Source organism: Marinifilum fragile JCM 15579 (assembly GCF_001310955.1).
GTDB lineage: Bacteria > Bacteroidota > Bacteroidia > Bacteroidales > Marinifilaceae > Marinifilum > Marinifilum fragile.
The window spans coordinates 74,586-90,927 of the sequence record NZ_BAZX01000017.1 but is presented as its reverse complement, the minus strand read 5'-3'; the positions used below and the strand labels follow the sequence as shown (position 1 = coordinate 90,927).

The following is a 16,342-nucleotide window of genomic DNA, read 5'->3' as shown; positions in this document are numbered from 1 at the left end:
TATAATTTATTATTCCTTAATGTTTTATCTATATATACATTGTATTTTCTATATTTTCTTATTGATTATTCATTTTTTTACAATTTAAGTTAATCTTTTAAGCATTAAAACTCTCTTTTCCTTATCAATCAGCCAAAAATCCCTAAGTTTGCAGAAAATTTTTAATCCCTATGAAGAAATTCTTCCTATCAACCACAGTATTGGCAATATTTGCCTGCCTGCTATGGGCAACTCCCTTTACCGCAATTAAAATTGGATTGAAATACACCACTCCATTGCAGTTTGCAGGTTTGCGTTTCTTTATATCAGGCTTGTTGATACTCCCTTTTATTAAAGATTTAAAGTTTAAGATACTGGAATCGAAAAGAAGATGGAAGTTCGTGCTATGGGTAGCGCTTTTGCAAACTACTTTTCTGTACGGATTATTCTACATGGGAATTAGTTATGTGCCCGGAGCACTGGGTGCCATGCTAATTGGAGCACAGCCACTTTTCGCAGCCATTATGGCACACCTAATGTTGAGCAACGACAAAATGAGCTGGCAGAAAATTGGTGCCATTCTTCTTGGAATGACAGGAGTATGTATCATTAGCCTTGGACGATCGGACTTTGTTTTTTCAACCACCATTCCACTTGGCGTTGGAATTCTGATTCTGAATAACATTGTAGGTAGCACGGGAAATGTAATTGTATCGCGTGATGCAAAAGATATGCCTCCACGAGTATTGGCTTCCTTCTCGATGATTATTGGAGGAATTGGATTGATGTTGGCTTCCCTTCCTATCGAAAATCCATCGTGGAATTTTAATTTACCTGGCGAATACTGGATCTCTCTTGGTTGGTTGGCTATGGTATCGGCCTTTGCCATTACCATTTGGTTCGGATTGCTTCAGCGCCCGAACGTAAAGGTATCGAACCTAAACACCTGGAAATTTATCATTCCAATTTTTGGTGCCTTCCTAAGCTGGATGATATTACCGGATGAAAATCCGGATACCGTTTCAATTATGGGGATGATGGTGATTGCGAGTAGTTTGTTATTGGTGAACTATTTGAACCGAAGATCCATATAAAAAGAGAGACGTAGCAGTGCTACGTCTCTACAATTATTTTTTATCAAACGCTGTCAGGCTTTCTTAATTGATTTTCTTTTCTTGATTAATAAAAATACACCATGGGCAACACCTAGAATTATGTGTCCAACAATAAATAAAATTGCGAGACCAAGTTGCCCAAGTCCATATTCATCATGTCCTGTTATTAATTTTGAATAATTGATTACAAATGTCATATATACTATAAATGCTATTGTATGCACTGTAAATATCCTCCAAAACGACTTATGTCTTGCTGTCATTACATAGGTCGCTATTAGAAGGAAAGGGGAACTCAATAGTAATATCAGGAAGAAAGTATTCATTTATTAAAAAACTATACAACAAAACATAATAGCGCTACAAATATTTTCATTAAACGCTGACAGGTCTTATAGACGCTGTCAGGTTTTCTTAATTCGTAATTGATTCTATTTTCTTTTCTTCTCTCTGCGAACCAACTTAATGCTCTCGAAGTAGTTCATCATTTTGCGCAGCACATCGGCCCAAAGCGCGAAGAACAACAGTACTGTGCCCAACCAAACCACAGCCAGATTGAACCAGAAGGTATCAATATAGAAATTTCCAATTCGCTTTGCATGCGAGTAGAAATGTGAGCGACCAAACTTCGAATCTGGCGACATGAATATCGGATCTTTCTTTTGAATCAATTGATAATCCACCTCAATCATCTTGTTCACTTCGTTTCTATTCAAAACCAAATCGGCCAATGCCTGATTGTAATAGTTTTGTTTAAACTCATACACTCCATCTCGTCCCAACGAATCAACCAAACGAGAATACTCATAATCTTTCTTGTATCCCGATTCGCTACTCATTCCTAAATAATACAACTCAACCTGATCTAAAAAGCTCTTGGTTTGTTCGGCGACATTCAAATTAAAATCTTTAAGATTTAACTGATTCAATTCAGGAAAAACGGCCAATCCTGCTTTATCAGCCAATTGCCTAATCTCATCGCGCAGCATTTTAAAATGAGCTTGAGTTTCTGTCGTATCCTTTTCGAACTCTATGCTACGTTCGCAATCTAAAAGAACCGACTCCAGTTTAGGAATCAAGAATGAACTATTAAACGAAGCATCACTAATGCCTTTCTCATGATCGAAGAAGTGCTTTTCGAATTCATTGTCCTTAAACTGAGTAACTGCAAGTGCCTCATAAGTCCAACGTGTGGTCATCAAATCCCCTACAATAGGAACATACACCTTGTCGGTAACACCATAATGAAGATCATCAAACTTAATCATTGCCCCTCCAAGCAAAAGCTGTGGAACCAATATCAATGGAATCAAAATGTAAATGGTAATAACCGAATTTAATCCTGCAGAGATATTTAAACCTACCAAGTTCGAAAAGCAAGCTGTTGTAAACAGCACCAGCCAATAAGCAAAAGTCATTCCTTCAATTTCCAGTATGAAATTCCCCAGCAGAACGAACAATATGGATTGAATGGCAGATAACACAAACAAAAACATGATTTTGGATGCGAGATAACTAATTCTACACAAATTCAAAAACTTTTCGCGCTGCAATATCTTCTTGTCCCTTATGATTTCTTCGGCACTAACCGTAAGTCCTAAAAACATAGAAACCACAACTGCCATGAACAGGAACACCGGGAAGTTTTTATTCTCTCCAAACACATAAGCCCCATTTGCCGTGTATTTGGTAAAGTAACCAAGTATGATTGCCAGCAATGGTGCCTCAAAAAGATTGATGATTAGGTACTGCTTGTTGGTTAGTTTTGACAATACATTTCTAATCCAGAAAATGGAGAATTGTTTCACCTTGCCAGGAATCTTAAAATCGCTCTGCGGCAGCTTTTTTTCTGCCCTTAAAGGCTGGTGATTTGACTCAATATTATCCAAGTATTTCTCGTACCATTTCTCAGGAGAGACTCTTCTGTCGCGTGTTGGTTTCCCTTGATCATCGATCAATTTGGTCTCTACGATCTGTAAAATCTGATCTGGGTTTACATTCCCACAGGTTACACACTCACTTTCCGAAGCATTCACCTGCGAATTCTGTGTCTTAAAATAAACAATGGCATCAATGGGGTTCCCATTGTAAATTGGGTAACCGCCTTTATCCAGAATCCAAAGCTTATCGAACATTTTAAAGATATCTGACGATGGTTGGTGAATATTGGCAATCACCAACTTTCCTTTTAAAGTCTGTTGTTTTAACAGCTTCATTACCATTTCCGAATCAGTAGACGAAAGTCCTGATGTTGGCTCATCGACCAAAAGAATGGCAGGCTCGCGCATTAACTCCAAGCCAATATTCAGTCGTTTACGTTGTCCTCCACTTATGAATTTGTTTAGCGGATTTCCTACTTTCAAGTCTCTCGCTTCATACAAAGCCAAATCCTGAAGCATTTTTAAGACGGTTTTCAGAATCTGAATCTCGGTAAAATCTTTAAAACAAAGTTTGGCATTATAGTAAAGGTTTTGAAAAACGGTAAGCTCTTCAATCAACAAATCGTCCTGTGGCACAAAACCAATTAAACCTTGAATGGCAAGCTTGTTTCGGTGGATGTCAAAATCGTTAATTCTAATTTCACCATTATTAAGCGTAAGATTTCCGTTCAGAACATTCAGCAAAGTTGATTTTCCAACACCACTACCTCCCATTATACCAATCAACTGACCACTTTCTTCGGACAAATTAAATTTCTGTATTCCGTTGTTCGAATTTCTAAATTTGAATTCGATATCCTTTGCCGAAAAAATGATTTTTTCCTGCTTTTCTTCTTCAAGAAATTTGGCAGCAATGTCTGAGAAATAAATCGACTTGATATTGGGGCCCTTTATGATAGAACCATTCCCCAATTGGTAGGTTTTTTCAGAGATAATTTTGTTGCCCTCAAGATAAAGATTCAACTCACCTTCATATTTAAACACCAACAAGTTCACACTTTCGATGTACATTACGATAATTCGTCCATACAAATTTTCGCAATACATATGCTTGGTTTCGTTTTCTTTTTTCTTGGCTTCCTTTTTCATAAACCAAGACAAGTTATCCGACCATTCGGTAACCTTATTATCTATAATCAGGAATTTGCGTTTATCAAAATCATCTACCGTATCTCCCCAAACAAATGCAAGGCAATTAATGAACTCGGAACGTGTAATCTTGAAATTTTCTGCAACAATACTAATGAACTCAAACTCGCTTTCGCTTACCTTTTTATCTTCGTAAACGAACTCCATCAAGCGAAGCAATACAATTAATCTTTCTTCTTGTATCAATTCAGCTTTTACCTTGTTGCAAACTTTAGAAGCCTCTGCTAATGAAAGAATATCTGCCTGACGGGCATAAGTTATAGCCTGATACTCCATCTCGCGACGATAAAATTCCGAATAATTCTCGAACAATCGCAAGTATTCATCCTGAATCTCAGAATTCACATAACGACTTAAAAAGCTTTCTACAATAATTCTTCCTTTACCAGAAACACCCTCTTGTTTTGTGTTGGCAACAATTGCAAACAGGTGCATTAGAGCATTTAGTATCGATTCCCCCATGTACAAATATGAATTATGGTTTTTTGGCAGATCTGCGCTGTCTCTAAAATTACAATTTATTTCTTTACAAAAGATTGCATTTTTAGCTTAATTGACACAAAAAAACTGCCTCCCAAATTGGAAGGCAGCTCTAACATCTTTATCGTAATATGATTACTCCACAATATTGTTTCTTAATTTTGCAACGCTAGCAATAATTTCATTTAATTGTACTTCAGTCATTTTTCCTTCTACAACTTTGTCGTAACTAGCTTTTAGTCCTGTAAATTCAGCAATTAAGGCTGAAACATTAGGATCTTTCTTTTCTGGTTCAAGAACCTCTAATAATTTCTCCAAAGAAGCTTTCTGATCGAAAATTACCTTCACGATTTCAGGGTTTGCATAAGTATTTTCTGAAATGTGAGTTGCAATGTATAATCCTTCGATAAAGCTACCACTAACAACCAATAAAGATAAGTTCGCCTTTCCATTCTTGTTCAAAAACTCATAAGTATCATAGAAAGAGTTGGTAATTACTTTTACCAATTGATCTTTATCATCAAGATTTTTTTCTACATCATCAACAAGAGTTTTGTTGTAAGCACTTGTAATCTCAAGATTATCGATTAATGTTTTAGATGCCTTAAGAAACAACATAGTTTCTTGCTTGCGATTGTATGTACTTGCATAACTTAAATCAGCACCATAAACACCAAGATTAAGAGCTCTTGCTTTTTCAGTAAAATATTTATCAGCGTTATCTGTAGAATTTGATAAACCAAGAATATAGTCAGCTCCAATACGATTCAACATAGAAGTCAATTCGAAAGTAGTTGGTAAGGGATAAACTACATCTTTCACTTCACTTTCAATAGCTTTCTTTAATAATGGTTTTACTGTTTGTTCACCACTTTTCTTCTTATCAACTGGCTTACAAGCTACAACACTTAAAGCTAAAGCGAAAAGAATAAAGGTATAACGAGAAATAGCACGTCTGTTCATAGTCTTTTAAATTTAATATTGATCGGATTCAATTTATCAAAGCCTAAATTTAAGAAATAGCAGCTAATTCCTAGCATAATTGAGCATTATATTTGACTTCTTTTTTAGTTCTTACACCTAAAAATTGCGTTTTCCTTAAATTCAATCCTTTTTCACATCAAAAAAAAGAGCCGATGCTGAAAATCGACTCTTTCACTTACTCAAACAGACTTGATTATAAAAATTACACGGGATGAATCCTTTGGAAAAATCCCTGCTTGTAATTATTTCCTATTGGTATCGTACCTTTATCCATATGTACCATATTTCCCTCTATCGATTTTATTTTTGCCAAAGCTACAATATAGGACTTGTGAATGCGATAAAATTTGGCTGACGGCAATAATCTTTCAATCCCTTTCAAGGATTGATAAGTAACTACATGCCCGTCATTGGTAAAAATCTTAACGTAATCCCCTAATGCTTCAACATATTGAATGGCATCCAGGTTGATATTGATTGTTTTTTTATTTGCCTTTACAAAAATATATTCCAACTCATCCTTACCAGTTTCCTGAGATTCTGCAACTACTTTTACTTTCTCTTCTGCCTTTTGCACCGCTTGCAAAAACGTTCAAATGAGAAAGGTTTTTTCAAATAATCCAGTACATTCAGTTCATAGCTTTCTAATGCATATTCTGTATATGCCGTGGTAATGATAACCATTGGTGGATTTTTATAGGACTTTAAAAAATTAATTCCACTCAATCTTGGCATATTAATATCTAAAAAAATCAGATCGACCGATTCTTGCTGAAGAACCTCCATAGCTTCAATGGCATCACTACACTTCCCTTTCAACTCCAAACTTGAGAGTTCCGAAACATACTTTTCCAGTACTCTTTGTGCCAATGGCTCATCATCTATAATTAAACACTTCAACTTCATGCGTTTTGTTTTTTTCAGAGTTTAAATATTACTCAATCCGTTTTGCTCCGATAAATCAATTTGTAAATTCACTTTAAACAAGTCATTTTGTTTTGAGATATTCAAATCATGTTTATCCGGATACAACAGCTCTAATCTACGAGTAACATTCTTGATTCCAATCCCTTTTTCTTTTCGCTCCTCATCTTGCCATTTGTTATCAAATCGATTTTCAATTGACAATTCCATTCTATCCTTCTCTTCAAAGTTAAATAGAATATTTACAAATCCATTGTTATTCCTACCATATGATCCGTGCTTGAATGCATTTTCAATTAATGGTTCGAACAACAAAGGCGCAATTTTATTTTGAGAAGCACTTCCTTTTACATTTATACTTACAGGAAAGGTATCATCCAACCTAATTTTTTGTAGATCCAGGTAGTTCTTAATAAAATCCAATTCTTTATCTACAAAAACATATCTATCATTACATTCATATAAAATGTACCTCATCATATCAGACAATTTCAACACCAAGTTTGGTGCTTTATCTGATTTATCTAAAGTAAGTGAATATAGGTTATTAAGGGTATTAAATAAAAAATGAGGATTTATCTGAGCCTTAAGAGCTTTTAATTCTGCTTCCAGTTTCTCCCTTTCAATATCCTGAAATTTAGTAGTTACTTTTTGTAAAACAATTAACTCTCGTGTCATCGATAATACAGAAGTAATGCCGACATAAATTAAGGTGAATATTGCAAAATTTACCCAAACCACAAAGGTCAATTCCTCGAAATATTGTTCACCTTGAACAAAACTATTTAAAGGATATACAAGCAAAAAATCGATTACAAAAGCTGCCCCAGATATTACTGCAAATACTGAAACAACGTAAAGAAAAAAACGCTGCCTTTTAAACAAAAATGGTATTAAAATCAAAAGATTTACATAGACTGCTGCCGCAAAACAAAGATTAAAAACCAAAGTCATCAATACTGGTTCAATCTTTAGTATATTTTTAAAATTACTAGCAACAAACATGGTTAGCAACCAAAATACTGCCGCAACCACCCAAAAAAGTATATGATAAATTATCCTGCTACGGGATATGGTTCTTATGTTGTTCATTTATTGTGTTCGTGTCGATTTTCAAAATTTAAATTAGAAAAGTTCATTACGACATTAAAATATATTCGTTATCGACTGCAAAATCCATGACAAAAAGCCTTAATTTTCCGATATCTTTGGATTAATAGTTCTTATCTATTTTGAATAGGATAGAATCGGTTGTATTTTTATTAAAAAGAAAGACTTACAAATATGTTTACAAAAGATATCTTGTTTTGGAACGTTGATACTCAAATCGACTTCATGAGTAAGAATGGAAAACTTTATGCTCAAAATGCAGAAGAAATTCAACCCACTCTTGCGGCAATTACAAAATTGGCTGAATTCAATAACATTCAAGTAATTAACACAGCGGATTATCATTACAGCAATTCTGCCGAACTATCTTCAAATCCTGATTTTGTAAATACTTTTCCAGAACATTGCATGGCAAACTCTTTAGGCGCGGAGTACATTTCTGAAACCAATCCCAAAGAAAACTGTCCAAAAATTCTTTGGAACAAAATATACAACGAAAATGAGTTGAGAGAAGCTACTCTTCAAAGAAACATCATTATTCGAAAAGATGCATTTGATGTATTCGAAGGCAATCCAAATACCGATAATTTATTAAAAGAGATCAATCCAACAACTGTTTTTGTCTATGGTGTCACCACAAATGTGTGTGTCGATTGTGCAGCAGTTGGACTTGCAAAAAGAGGGATTAAAGTTTATGTAATTGAAGATGCAATAAAAGAGCTTCCGAACATCCCACTCCCTTTTGAAAAATGGGATGAACTTGGCATTACACGCATTTCATATGATAAAGTTGTTGAATACCTTGCTTAAGCATTGAACAACTCCTTTACCTTGGCAATTTTTTCATCGAGTGGCATGTAACCATCTAACCAATGAATATTACTACCACTTCTTTCCATTTTTCGGAACCAGGTCATCTGGCGCTTAGCAAATTGGTGAATTGCGATCTCTAATCCAGAGTACATTTCATCGTATGTAATTTGCCCTGTTACATACTGGGTAAGAAACTTATACTCTAATCCATAGTAAATTAAATCTTCTGCAGATACTCCAGATTTTAACAATCCATCTACCTCTTCAACCATTCCTGATTTTAGGCGTTCCTTTAATCTAAAGCTAATTCTGTCTCGTCTGCTTTCTCTGTCGAATTTTATTCCAATCAATAATGGATTCATTTCTGGATAATCCATATCAATCTGAGGATTAGCCGCGTAATATCTCTCAATTTCAATGGCTCTAATAGCCCTTTTCTTTGTTTCTAAATCGCTGTTATTGTGTAAATCTTTGTATGATCGAAGTATTACCTCAAGCTCTTCAAGCGATTTACTTTCCATCTCATCTCTAAAAGATTGATCTTTAGGAACTGCTATTAATTTATAACCTTTCAGAACTGCTTCAAGATACATTCCTGTACCACCACATACCACTGGCAGCTTTTTTCTGGATGAAATATCCTCAAAGGCTTTAACGAAATCTTGCTGAAACTCAAATACATTGTATTTATAACCTGCATCTGCAATATCTATTAGGTGATAAGGTATTTCAACTCCATCCACAACATACTCCTCAATATCCTTTCCTGTACCCAAATCCATACCACGATAAATCTGACGAGAATCAGCACTAATAATTTCACCATTGAAATCTTTAGCCAAATTAACCGCCAAACTTGTCTTGCCCGTTGCTGTTGCTCCCAGAACTACCAATAAATTGTAATGCATCTTCATTAAATTTTAATCGAAATAACCATCCGATTTTTCATGTGTTTAAATTTTCTTCTAGTTATCACATGAAACTTACCTTGAATTAAATAATTATTTAATAATGGTCGTTTCATTTTCAGGATAATGCCTATCTTAAATAGGTCGAAAATTCAGAATTCGGCAACAAAATTACTCTAAGTTTTTTGATTTCACTAACCAGACAATCAATATGACAATTCTTGCAACCTACAAACACACTTTTCGCCTGCTAATTTCTCCTGAAAAGGAATGGATTTCAATTCTGGATCATGTCAATATTAAAAGCTACAAACTCATGTTTGTGCTGATAGTTCCATTAGCATTTATCATGTCTGCATGTAACTTTATAGGATTTATGATTTTTGAAAACAATCCTGCAGATCATGTCGACATGTTTTTATTTTCATCCATAACAACATTCATTCTATCTATCACATCAATCTATATCTCATCATTAGTAATAAGACCTTTTACAGTTCTTCCTACCAAAAAGGAAAGATTTGAGAGATCATTTGTTTTGGTTGCATTTTCCTATACTCCAGGATTTATTTTTAATTCGATTGCCTTCCTTTTTCCTACAATAAACTACCTAACTATTTTTGGATTATATAGCTTCTATATATTATACAAAGGAATAACACCAATTTTAAACGTTCCCGATAGAAGAAGATCGGGTTATTTTACATTTATTCTAATTGGTTTACTTTCTATTTACGCAGTTATGGGCGCATTATTTCTAGGAACAGCTAACTTTTTAGGCTTTTAAATTACAGTATAAATCCATTCTAAAAAATCATAATTTCTTCTCTATTGTAAAAACTTGTTTAATTTTGACTTTATCAAACAAGACTATTCAAAAATGGGATACAATTCAAAAGGAGTTATAAATTCACTCTTTCGAACACGTAATCTGCTACTTACTCCAAAAAGAGAATGGGAAAGAATCGCTCCTGAAAACTCAAGTACCAAAGAGCTATTCCGAAACTTCTCCTTTCCGGTGATTGCCTTATGTGCAATTATTGCTGCAGGAGGCACTTACATTCACACAAAGGATGTATTAATTGCTGGTTCAAAATTATTTGTTGATTTTTTAGCTCTTAATTTAGGTTTATACTGTGCAGCTAAACTAATCATTTTACTTATGCCAAATTTCCAGTTTAAAATCAATGAAAATGTGATTTTTAAACTTGTAATTTACAGCGCTTCTATATTCTGTATTTTTCATGGATTGGCCCAATTGTTTACACCATTCTCATTCTTGAATCAGATCTGTCTATTATTGGAACTATACTTCATCAGAATATTGTGGTTGGGAACTACTTCTATTTTACCCATAGCTAACAATAAGCGCCCAGGATTTACAGTTATGGCAAGTCTCTTAATACTTGTTCTTCCTTTAATATTTGAAAGAATGTTTTCAATTCTATTCAGGCTTCCATTAACAATTTAAATACTAAATTTGCATGGAATTTAAGATATAACGATGCAGAATATTAACATCAGAAATAAAAGAGCCAGTTTCGAGTACGAATTCATTGAGAAATTTGTAGCCGGAATTCAACTTTTTGGAACCGAAATCAAATCAATTCGTGCTGGGAAGGCCAGCTTGGTTGATTCTTATTGCTATTTCACTCGTAACGAATTGTATGTGGTAGGAATGCACATTTCGGAATACAAGTTTGGTTCCTACTACAATCACGAAGAAAAAAGAGAAAGAAAACTCCTTCTTAACCGAAAAGAATTAAATAAGCTGGACAGAAAAACAAAAGAATCGGGGCTTACCATTGTTCCAATTCGTCTTTTCATTAACGAAAGAGGTTTTGCAAAGATGGAAATTGCACTTTGCCGAGGAAAAAAACACTACGACAAACGCGAAAGCTTAAAACAAAAAGATCACAAGCGAGAGATAGACCGTATGATGAAGAGATAGTTAGCTATTTTTCCATTTTTTTCTCAAAATTTTCTCTCTTATAACACACAAATCAAAGATATTTTCTTCTATATTTGCAGCCCGTTTCTCAAGATTCGGGCTTTCTATTACACCCCAGCTTACTAACAAGAAATTAACAGGTTATCAACACTGTTGATAATTTGTTAATAATTCCTGACTACCTTTGTTTAAGGAGCTTTCACTTGTTAATAACTAAAAAATCCTGTCTTTGCCGAATGGGATATTAACAGCAAAAACAGGACTGATATAAACAGGTGAAAAAGTTATTAACAATTTAATAGTCGAATGTACTTCCTCCTAAAAACTCTCTCATCAGAGATGTTGGTGGAATCTCTTCCTCTGAAATTGGTAAAAAGTAACTAAAGAACTTCAAAAGTCGGTTTGCTTCGGAATACTCGGGCTGATTTGGCTGCACTTCTTTTAGAATTGGCTCTGCAAATCTTTTTAAAACACCCAATTCATAAGGTAATGCCGAATTGAACATCACATCCGCCTCTTCCTGAAAAGGAAATATATTTCGCATTTCGCCTCTTCGAACACTTGGCCACCTGCTAATAGTTTCCGACGCACTATAATTTCGATACTTGTAATCACGAACAATTCTTCTTATTAGTCGATTATCAGTAGAAGGAATCCTGTTGTGACCATCGATTGAAATTGAGGTAAGGGCAGAAGTGTAGATTCTATACTTTGACTCGTCAGCAATTAATGGAGTAAGTCCTGGATTCAGGGCATGAATCCCCTCAACTACCAGCACTTGTTTATCATTTATCTTTAACTTCTCTCCATCGTAATACCTTTGCCCTGTTTCAAACGAAAATTTTGGCAATTCAATCTCTTTTCCTGCCATCAAATCAACCAAGTTTTGATTGAACAACTGAACATCTAAAGCTTCAAGAACCTCAAAATCATAATCACCATTTTCATCCCTTGGCGTAAGTTCCCTATTCACAAAATAATTATCCATCGAAAGATTCACAGGACTTAAGCAGCTACTTTCAACTGTATAGCCAATCGTTTTCCAAATGTTGTTTTCCCCGATGATGATGGCCCGGATATCAAAATCAACTTAATTCTTTTCCTATACTTTCTAATTTTATCAGCAATCTGAGAAATTTTCTTTTCATGTAAAGCCTCAGAAATTTTAATCATTTCAGAAATGTTATTCTCAGCCACATATCGATTCAAATCACCAACATTCGAAATATTCAATACTTTTCCCCACCGCTTGTATTCACTAAATACTTTCAGCATTTTCTCTTGATCAATTCGCTCTTCAACAACCGATGGCTCATCTCTTTTAGGACTCACCAAAAGCATTCCACGATAAAAATGTTGCAAATCAAAAACTTTTAACACACCTGTAGAAGGTGCAAGATATCCATAGAAATAATCAGCGCAATCAGTCAAATGATACACTGAGGTATACAAATTTCCTCTTGTTTGAAGCAATCCTGTTTTCTCTTTCAGGCCTTGATTTTCAAAAATCTCAATCGCTTTTTCCGTTTCGATTTCCTCACGTATAAATGGCATATCGGCAGCTATGATTTCTTTCATTCTGCTCTTTATTTTATCAATATCTGCAGGAGTCAATACGATATTTTTATCCGTCAACCTACAATACAAACCATTCGAAACAGAATGCTCCAACCTAAAACCTGTTCCAGGATACAAATCCCTTACCGCTTTATACAACACAAAACACAAGGATCGGATGTACATTCTTCTTCCTGCAGGATGCGTAAGGTCAACAAAACGAATATTTTTAGGTTTATATATTTCGTAGGTAAGTTCTTTCACCTTATTATTTACCATAGCACCCAATACTGGTCCATTCAATTTTACATCAACATCTGATAAAATGGTTTGCAGGTTGGTTCCTACGGCATAAGATCTTTTTTCATCAAGATCTTCAAAGTAAATATCTATTAATTTCCCCATGAGTTGTAGATTTAATGGCTATCCTATACATTCAGAACAGTTGTATAAAGATAATAATTATGCTATATCAGCCTTCTTTGAAAATCTTTAATTTTCTTAATCATGGAAATTTGGGTTAAAAAAATCCCTTGCGGGGATTTGATATATTTTATTGCAGTTCTTCTTTTAAAAATCTAGCCGTAAATGACTCCTTACATTCAGCCAACTCTTCTGGCGTGCCTTCAAAAAGAATTTCACCTCCATTTCGACCTCCTTCTTTACCAATATCAATTACATGATCTGCAACTTTAATCACGTCCATATTGTGTTCAATCACAATAACTGTATTGCCTTTATCGACCAATCGATTTAGAACATCCAACAATACTCTGATATCCTCGAAGTGCAAGCCTGTTGTTGGCTCATCCAAAATATACATGGTCTTTCCAGTATCTCTTTTAGCCAATTCTGTAGCCAGTTTTACACGTTGAGATTCACCTCCTGATAAAGTTGTTGATGGTTGTCCAAGTGTTACGTATCCCAGACCAACATCCTGTAAAACTTTCAATTTTGTTAGAATTGCCGGTATATTTTCGAAGAAATCCACAGCCTGATTAATGGTCATATCAAGCACATCGCCAATTGATTTTCCTTTGTAACGCACCTCAAGAGTTTCTCGATTGTATCTCTTGCCATTACACTCATCACAATGAACATACACATCTGGCAAGAAATTCATTTCAATGGAACGAACTCCTGCTCCCTGGCAGGTTTCACACCTTCCTCCTTTTACGTTGAAAGAAAACCTACCCGCTTTGTAACCTCGAATTTGCGATTCAGGCAATTTCTCATACAACTTTCTAATATCGCCAAAAACATTGGTGTAGGTAGCTGGATTCGAGCGAGGAGTTTTACCAAGAGGAGCTTGGTTTACTTCCACTACCTTATCGATATTCTTAATTCCATCCAAATCTTCGTATGGAAGAGGATCTTTTACCGATCGGTAAAAATGCTGCGACAAAATTGGCTGCAAAGTACCATTAATCAAACTCGATTTACCACTTCCCGAAACTCCAGTTACACAAATGAACTTTCCAAGTGGAAAACTTACATCAACGTTCTTCAGGTTATTACCTGTACAACCTCTTAAATCAATACTTTTCCCTTTTCCTTTTCTTCGTTCTGATGGTACTTCAATTTTTCGCTCTCCATTCAGATATTGAGCCGTTAAGCTATCTCCTTTTTCAATTTCTTCAGGATTACCAGCGGCAACAATTTCACCTCCATGTTTACCTGCAAAAGGTCCCATATCTACCACATAATCGGCAGATTTTATCATATCCTTATCGTGCTCAACCACAATTACAGAATTTCCTGAATCTCTTAATTGCTGTAAGGATTGAATCAATCTTTCATTATCGCGCTGATGCAAACCGATACTTGGCTCATCCAAAATGTACAGTACATTAACCAACTGTGAACCAATTTGTGTTGCCAAGCGAATTCGTTGCGATTCACCTCCCGAAAGTGTTACTGAACTTCTGTTAAGAGAAAGATATTCCAGCCCCACATCCAAAAGAAATCCCAAACGAGATCTGATTTCTTTTAAAACTTCAATGGCAATCTTTCTCTGCTTATCACTTAAGTGTTGTTCCAAATCTTGAAACCACTCACCCAATAAACCAAGATCCATTTCGGCTAATTCAGCAATGTTTTTATCATGAATTCTAAAATGTAAAGCCTCTTTCTTCAATCGCTTTCCATCACAAGCAGAACAAGCATCTGTTTTCACAAATTGTTCAGCCCATTTCTTGGCTTTCTTAGAAGTTCCATTACTTTCCTGATTTGTGATATACTTTATCACACCATCAAAACTCAAAAAGTAATTCGACGATGCTCCCAAAGGAGTATTTTCAAGTTTAAATGTTTCGCTGGAACCATCTAGAATTATACTTAGGGCTTCGTCAGGAATTTCTTCAATTGGAGTATTCATATCGAAACCATACTTTCGCCCAATGGCCTCTATCTGCCAAAAAATCAAACTGTTTTTGTATTTGCCCAAAGGCACAATCCCGCCTTCACGAATGCTTAATGCTTGATCTGGAATAATTTTCTCCATATCAATCGCATTTACTCGACCGAGACCTTTACATTTTGGACAAGCTCCATGAGGAGAGTTGAAAGAAAAACTATGTGGCGCTGGAGTATTGTATGATATCCCAGTAGATGGACACATCAAAAGGCGACTGTAATACTTCACCTCATCGGTATCCTTATCCAATATCATAGTAATACCCTTACCATGTTTCATGGCGGTTTGTACAGACTCTTTCAGGCGTTTATCTCCAACTTCTTCAACAACCAGTTTATCAACTAGTATTTCTATATCGTGATTTTTATAACGATCAACCTTAAAACCATGCAACAATTCAACAATTTCTCCGTCCACTCTGGCATACAAAAATCCTTTTCTGCGAATTTGCTCGAACAGTTCTTTGTAATGCCCTTTACGCCCTTTTACAACAGGTGCAAGAATATAAATTCTCTTCTCACTAAATTTTTCGTGAATCAAATTGATGATCTGTTCATCGGTATACTTTACCATTTTCTCGCCAGTTTCATAAGAATAGGCAACGCCGGCTCTTGCATACAACAGACGAAGGAAATCATACAATTCGGTAATTGTTCCTACTGTAGAGCGTGGATTTTTGTTGGTTGTTTTCTGCTCGATAGAAATTACCGGACTTAAGCCTGTAATCTTATCCACATCGGGACGTTCCATACCACCAAGAAATTGTCTGGCATATGCAGAAAATGTTTCGATATATCTACGCTGACCTTCAGCATAAATTGTATCAAATGCCAATGAAGATTTTCCACTACCACTTAATCCGGTAATCACCGAAAGTTGGTTACGAGGAATACTTACATCTATATTTTTAAGGTTATGAACTCTTGCTCCAAACACATCAACACTTCCAGTTTCGAGCTGTTCTATACCATTTACTTCTTTCTTCTTTTTGGAACTCAAATCTAAATCTCCTATTG

At 35.2% G+C, this 16,342-nt stretch carries 14 protein-coding genes; 5 read left to right on the top strand and 9 right to left on the bottom strand.

Features of this window, described 5'->3' with window-relative positions; translation table 11 throughout:
- Positions 1-170 precede the first annotated feature (170 nt).
- Positions 171-1,073 (top strand): DMT family transporter, encoded by a 903-nt coding sequence (locus JCM15579_RS13195; RefSeq protein WP_054720875.1) that lies wholly within the window; start codon positions 171-173, stop codon positions 1,071-1,073.
- Between the two features lie 452 nt (positions 1,074-1,525).
- On the opposite strand, the gene JCM15579_RS13185 is transcribed toward JCM15579_RS13195, so the two are convergent.
- The 5 genes from JCM15579_RS13185 to JCM15579_RS13170 form a co-directional block, all read right to left on the bottom strand.
- The gene (locus JCM15579_RS13185; protein WP_054720870.1) at positions 1,526-4,645 is read right to left on the bottom strand and encodes an ATP-binding cassette domain-containing protein; all 3,120 of its coding nucleotides are present in this window, start codon (positions 4,643-4,645) and stop codon (positions 1,526-1,528) included.
- A 153-nt stretch (positions 4,646-4,798) separates the two neighbouring features.
- Complete coding sequence (locus tag JCM15579_RS13180; protein ID WP_054720868.1) at positions 4,799-5,626, bottom strand: hypothetical protein; 828 nt, start codon at positions 5,624-5,626, stop codon at positions 4,799-4,801.
- Between the two features lie 223 nt (positions 5,627-5,849).
- On the bottom strand, positions 5,850-6,224 hold the full coding sequence (locus JCM15579_RS20880; protein WP_218186168.1) for a LytR/AlgR family response regulator transcription factor: 375 nt from the start codon (positions 6,222-6,224) through the stop codon (positions 5,850-5,852).
- Positions 6,200-6,553 (bottom strand): LytR/AlgR family response regulator transcription factor, encoded by a 354-nt coding sequence (locus JCM15579_RS20875; protein WP_218186167.1) that lies wholly within the window; start codon positions 6,551-6,553, stop codon positions 6,200-6,202. The genes JCM15579_RS20880 and JCM15579_RS20875 overlap by 25 nt, the downstream gene beginning before the upstream one ends.
- 21 nt (positions 6,554-6,574) lie before the next feature.
- Positions 6,575-7,663 (bottom strand): sensor histidine kinase, encoded by a 1,089-nt coding sequence (locus JCM15579_RS13170; protein ID WP_083464676.1) that lies wholly within the window; start codon positions 7,661-7,663, stop codon positions 6,575-6,577.
- A 192-nt stretch (positions 7,664-7,855) separates the two neighbouring features.
- Between JCM15579_RS13170 and JCM15579_RS13165 the strand changes: the two genes are divergently transcribed.
- Positions 7,856-8,491 carry a cysteine hydrolase family protein gene (locus JCM15579_RS13165; RefSeq protein WP_054720864.1) on the top strand — a complete coding sequence of 212 codons (636 nt, stop codon included), beginning with the start codon at positions 7,856-7,858 and terminating at the stop codon, positions 8,489-8,491.
- Here the strand turns inward: JCM15579_RS13165 and miaA are convergent.
- Positions 8,488-9,402, bottom strand: coding sequence for a tRNA (adenosine(37)-N6)-dimethylallyltransferase MiaA (gene miaA, locus JCM15579_RS13160; RefSeq protein WP_054720862.1), 915 nt, complete (start codon positions 9,400-9,402; stop codon positions 8,488-8,490). The genes JCM15579_RS13165 and miaA overlap by 4 nt on opposite strands.
- Positions 9,403-9,613: 211 nt before the next feature.
- Between miaA and JCM15579_RS13155 the strand changes: the two genes are divergently transcribed.
- From JCM15579_RS13155 to smpB, 3 genes are all read left to right on the top strand, one after another.
- Positions 9,614-10,189, top strand: a complete 576-nt coding sequence (locus JCM15579_RS13155; protein WP_054720860.1) for a Yip1 family protein — start codon at positions 9,614-9,616, stop codon at positions 10,187-10,189.
- 93 nt (positions 10,190-10,282) lie between these two features.
- A complete protein-coding gene (locus JCM15579_RS13150; RefSeq protein WP_054720858.1) occupies positions 10,283-10,873 on the top strand; it encodes a hypothetical protein in 591 nt (196 codons plus the stop codon).
- A gap of 33 nt (positions 10,874-10,906) precedes the next feature.
- Positions 10,907-11,353 (top strand): SsrA-binding protein, encoded by a 447-nt coding sequence (gene smpB, locus JCM15579_RS13145; RefSeq protein ID WP_054720856.1) that lies wholly within the window; start codon positions 10,907-10,909, stop codon positions 11,351-11,353.
- Between the two features lie 295 nt (positions 11,354-11,648).
- Here smpB and JCM15579_RS21535 read toward each other — a convergent pair whose 3' ends face one another.
- The 3 genes from JCM15579_RS21535 to uvrA all read right to left on the bottom strand — a co-directional run bounded on the left by JCM15579_RS21535 (position 11,649) and on the right by uvrA (position 16,292).
- Positions 11,649-12,341: a uridine kinase family protein gene (locus JCM15579_RS21535; protein WP_245625899.1), complete on the bottom strand. Its 693-nt coding sequence runs from the start codon at positions 12,339-12,341 to the stop codon at positions 11,649-11,651.
- 17 nt (positions 12,342-12,358) lie between these two features.
- Entirely contained in the window at positions 12,359-13,315 is a 957-nt protein-coding gene (locus tag JCM15579_RS21530; RefSeq protein ID WP_245625898.1) for a threonyl--tRNA ligase family protein, read from the bottom strand.
- 148 nt (positions 13,316-13,463) lie between these two features.
- Positions 13,464-16,292 (bottom strand): excinuclease ABC subunit UvrA, encoded by a 2,829-nt coding sequence (gene uvrA / locus JCM15579_RS13135; protein ID WP_054720883.1) that lies wholly within the window; start codon positions 16,290-16,292, stop codon positions 13,464-13,466.
- Between the last annotated feature and the right edge of the window lie 50 nt (positions 16,293-16,342).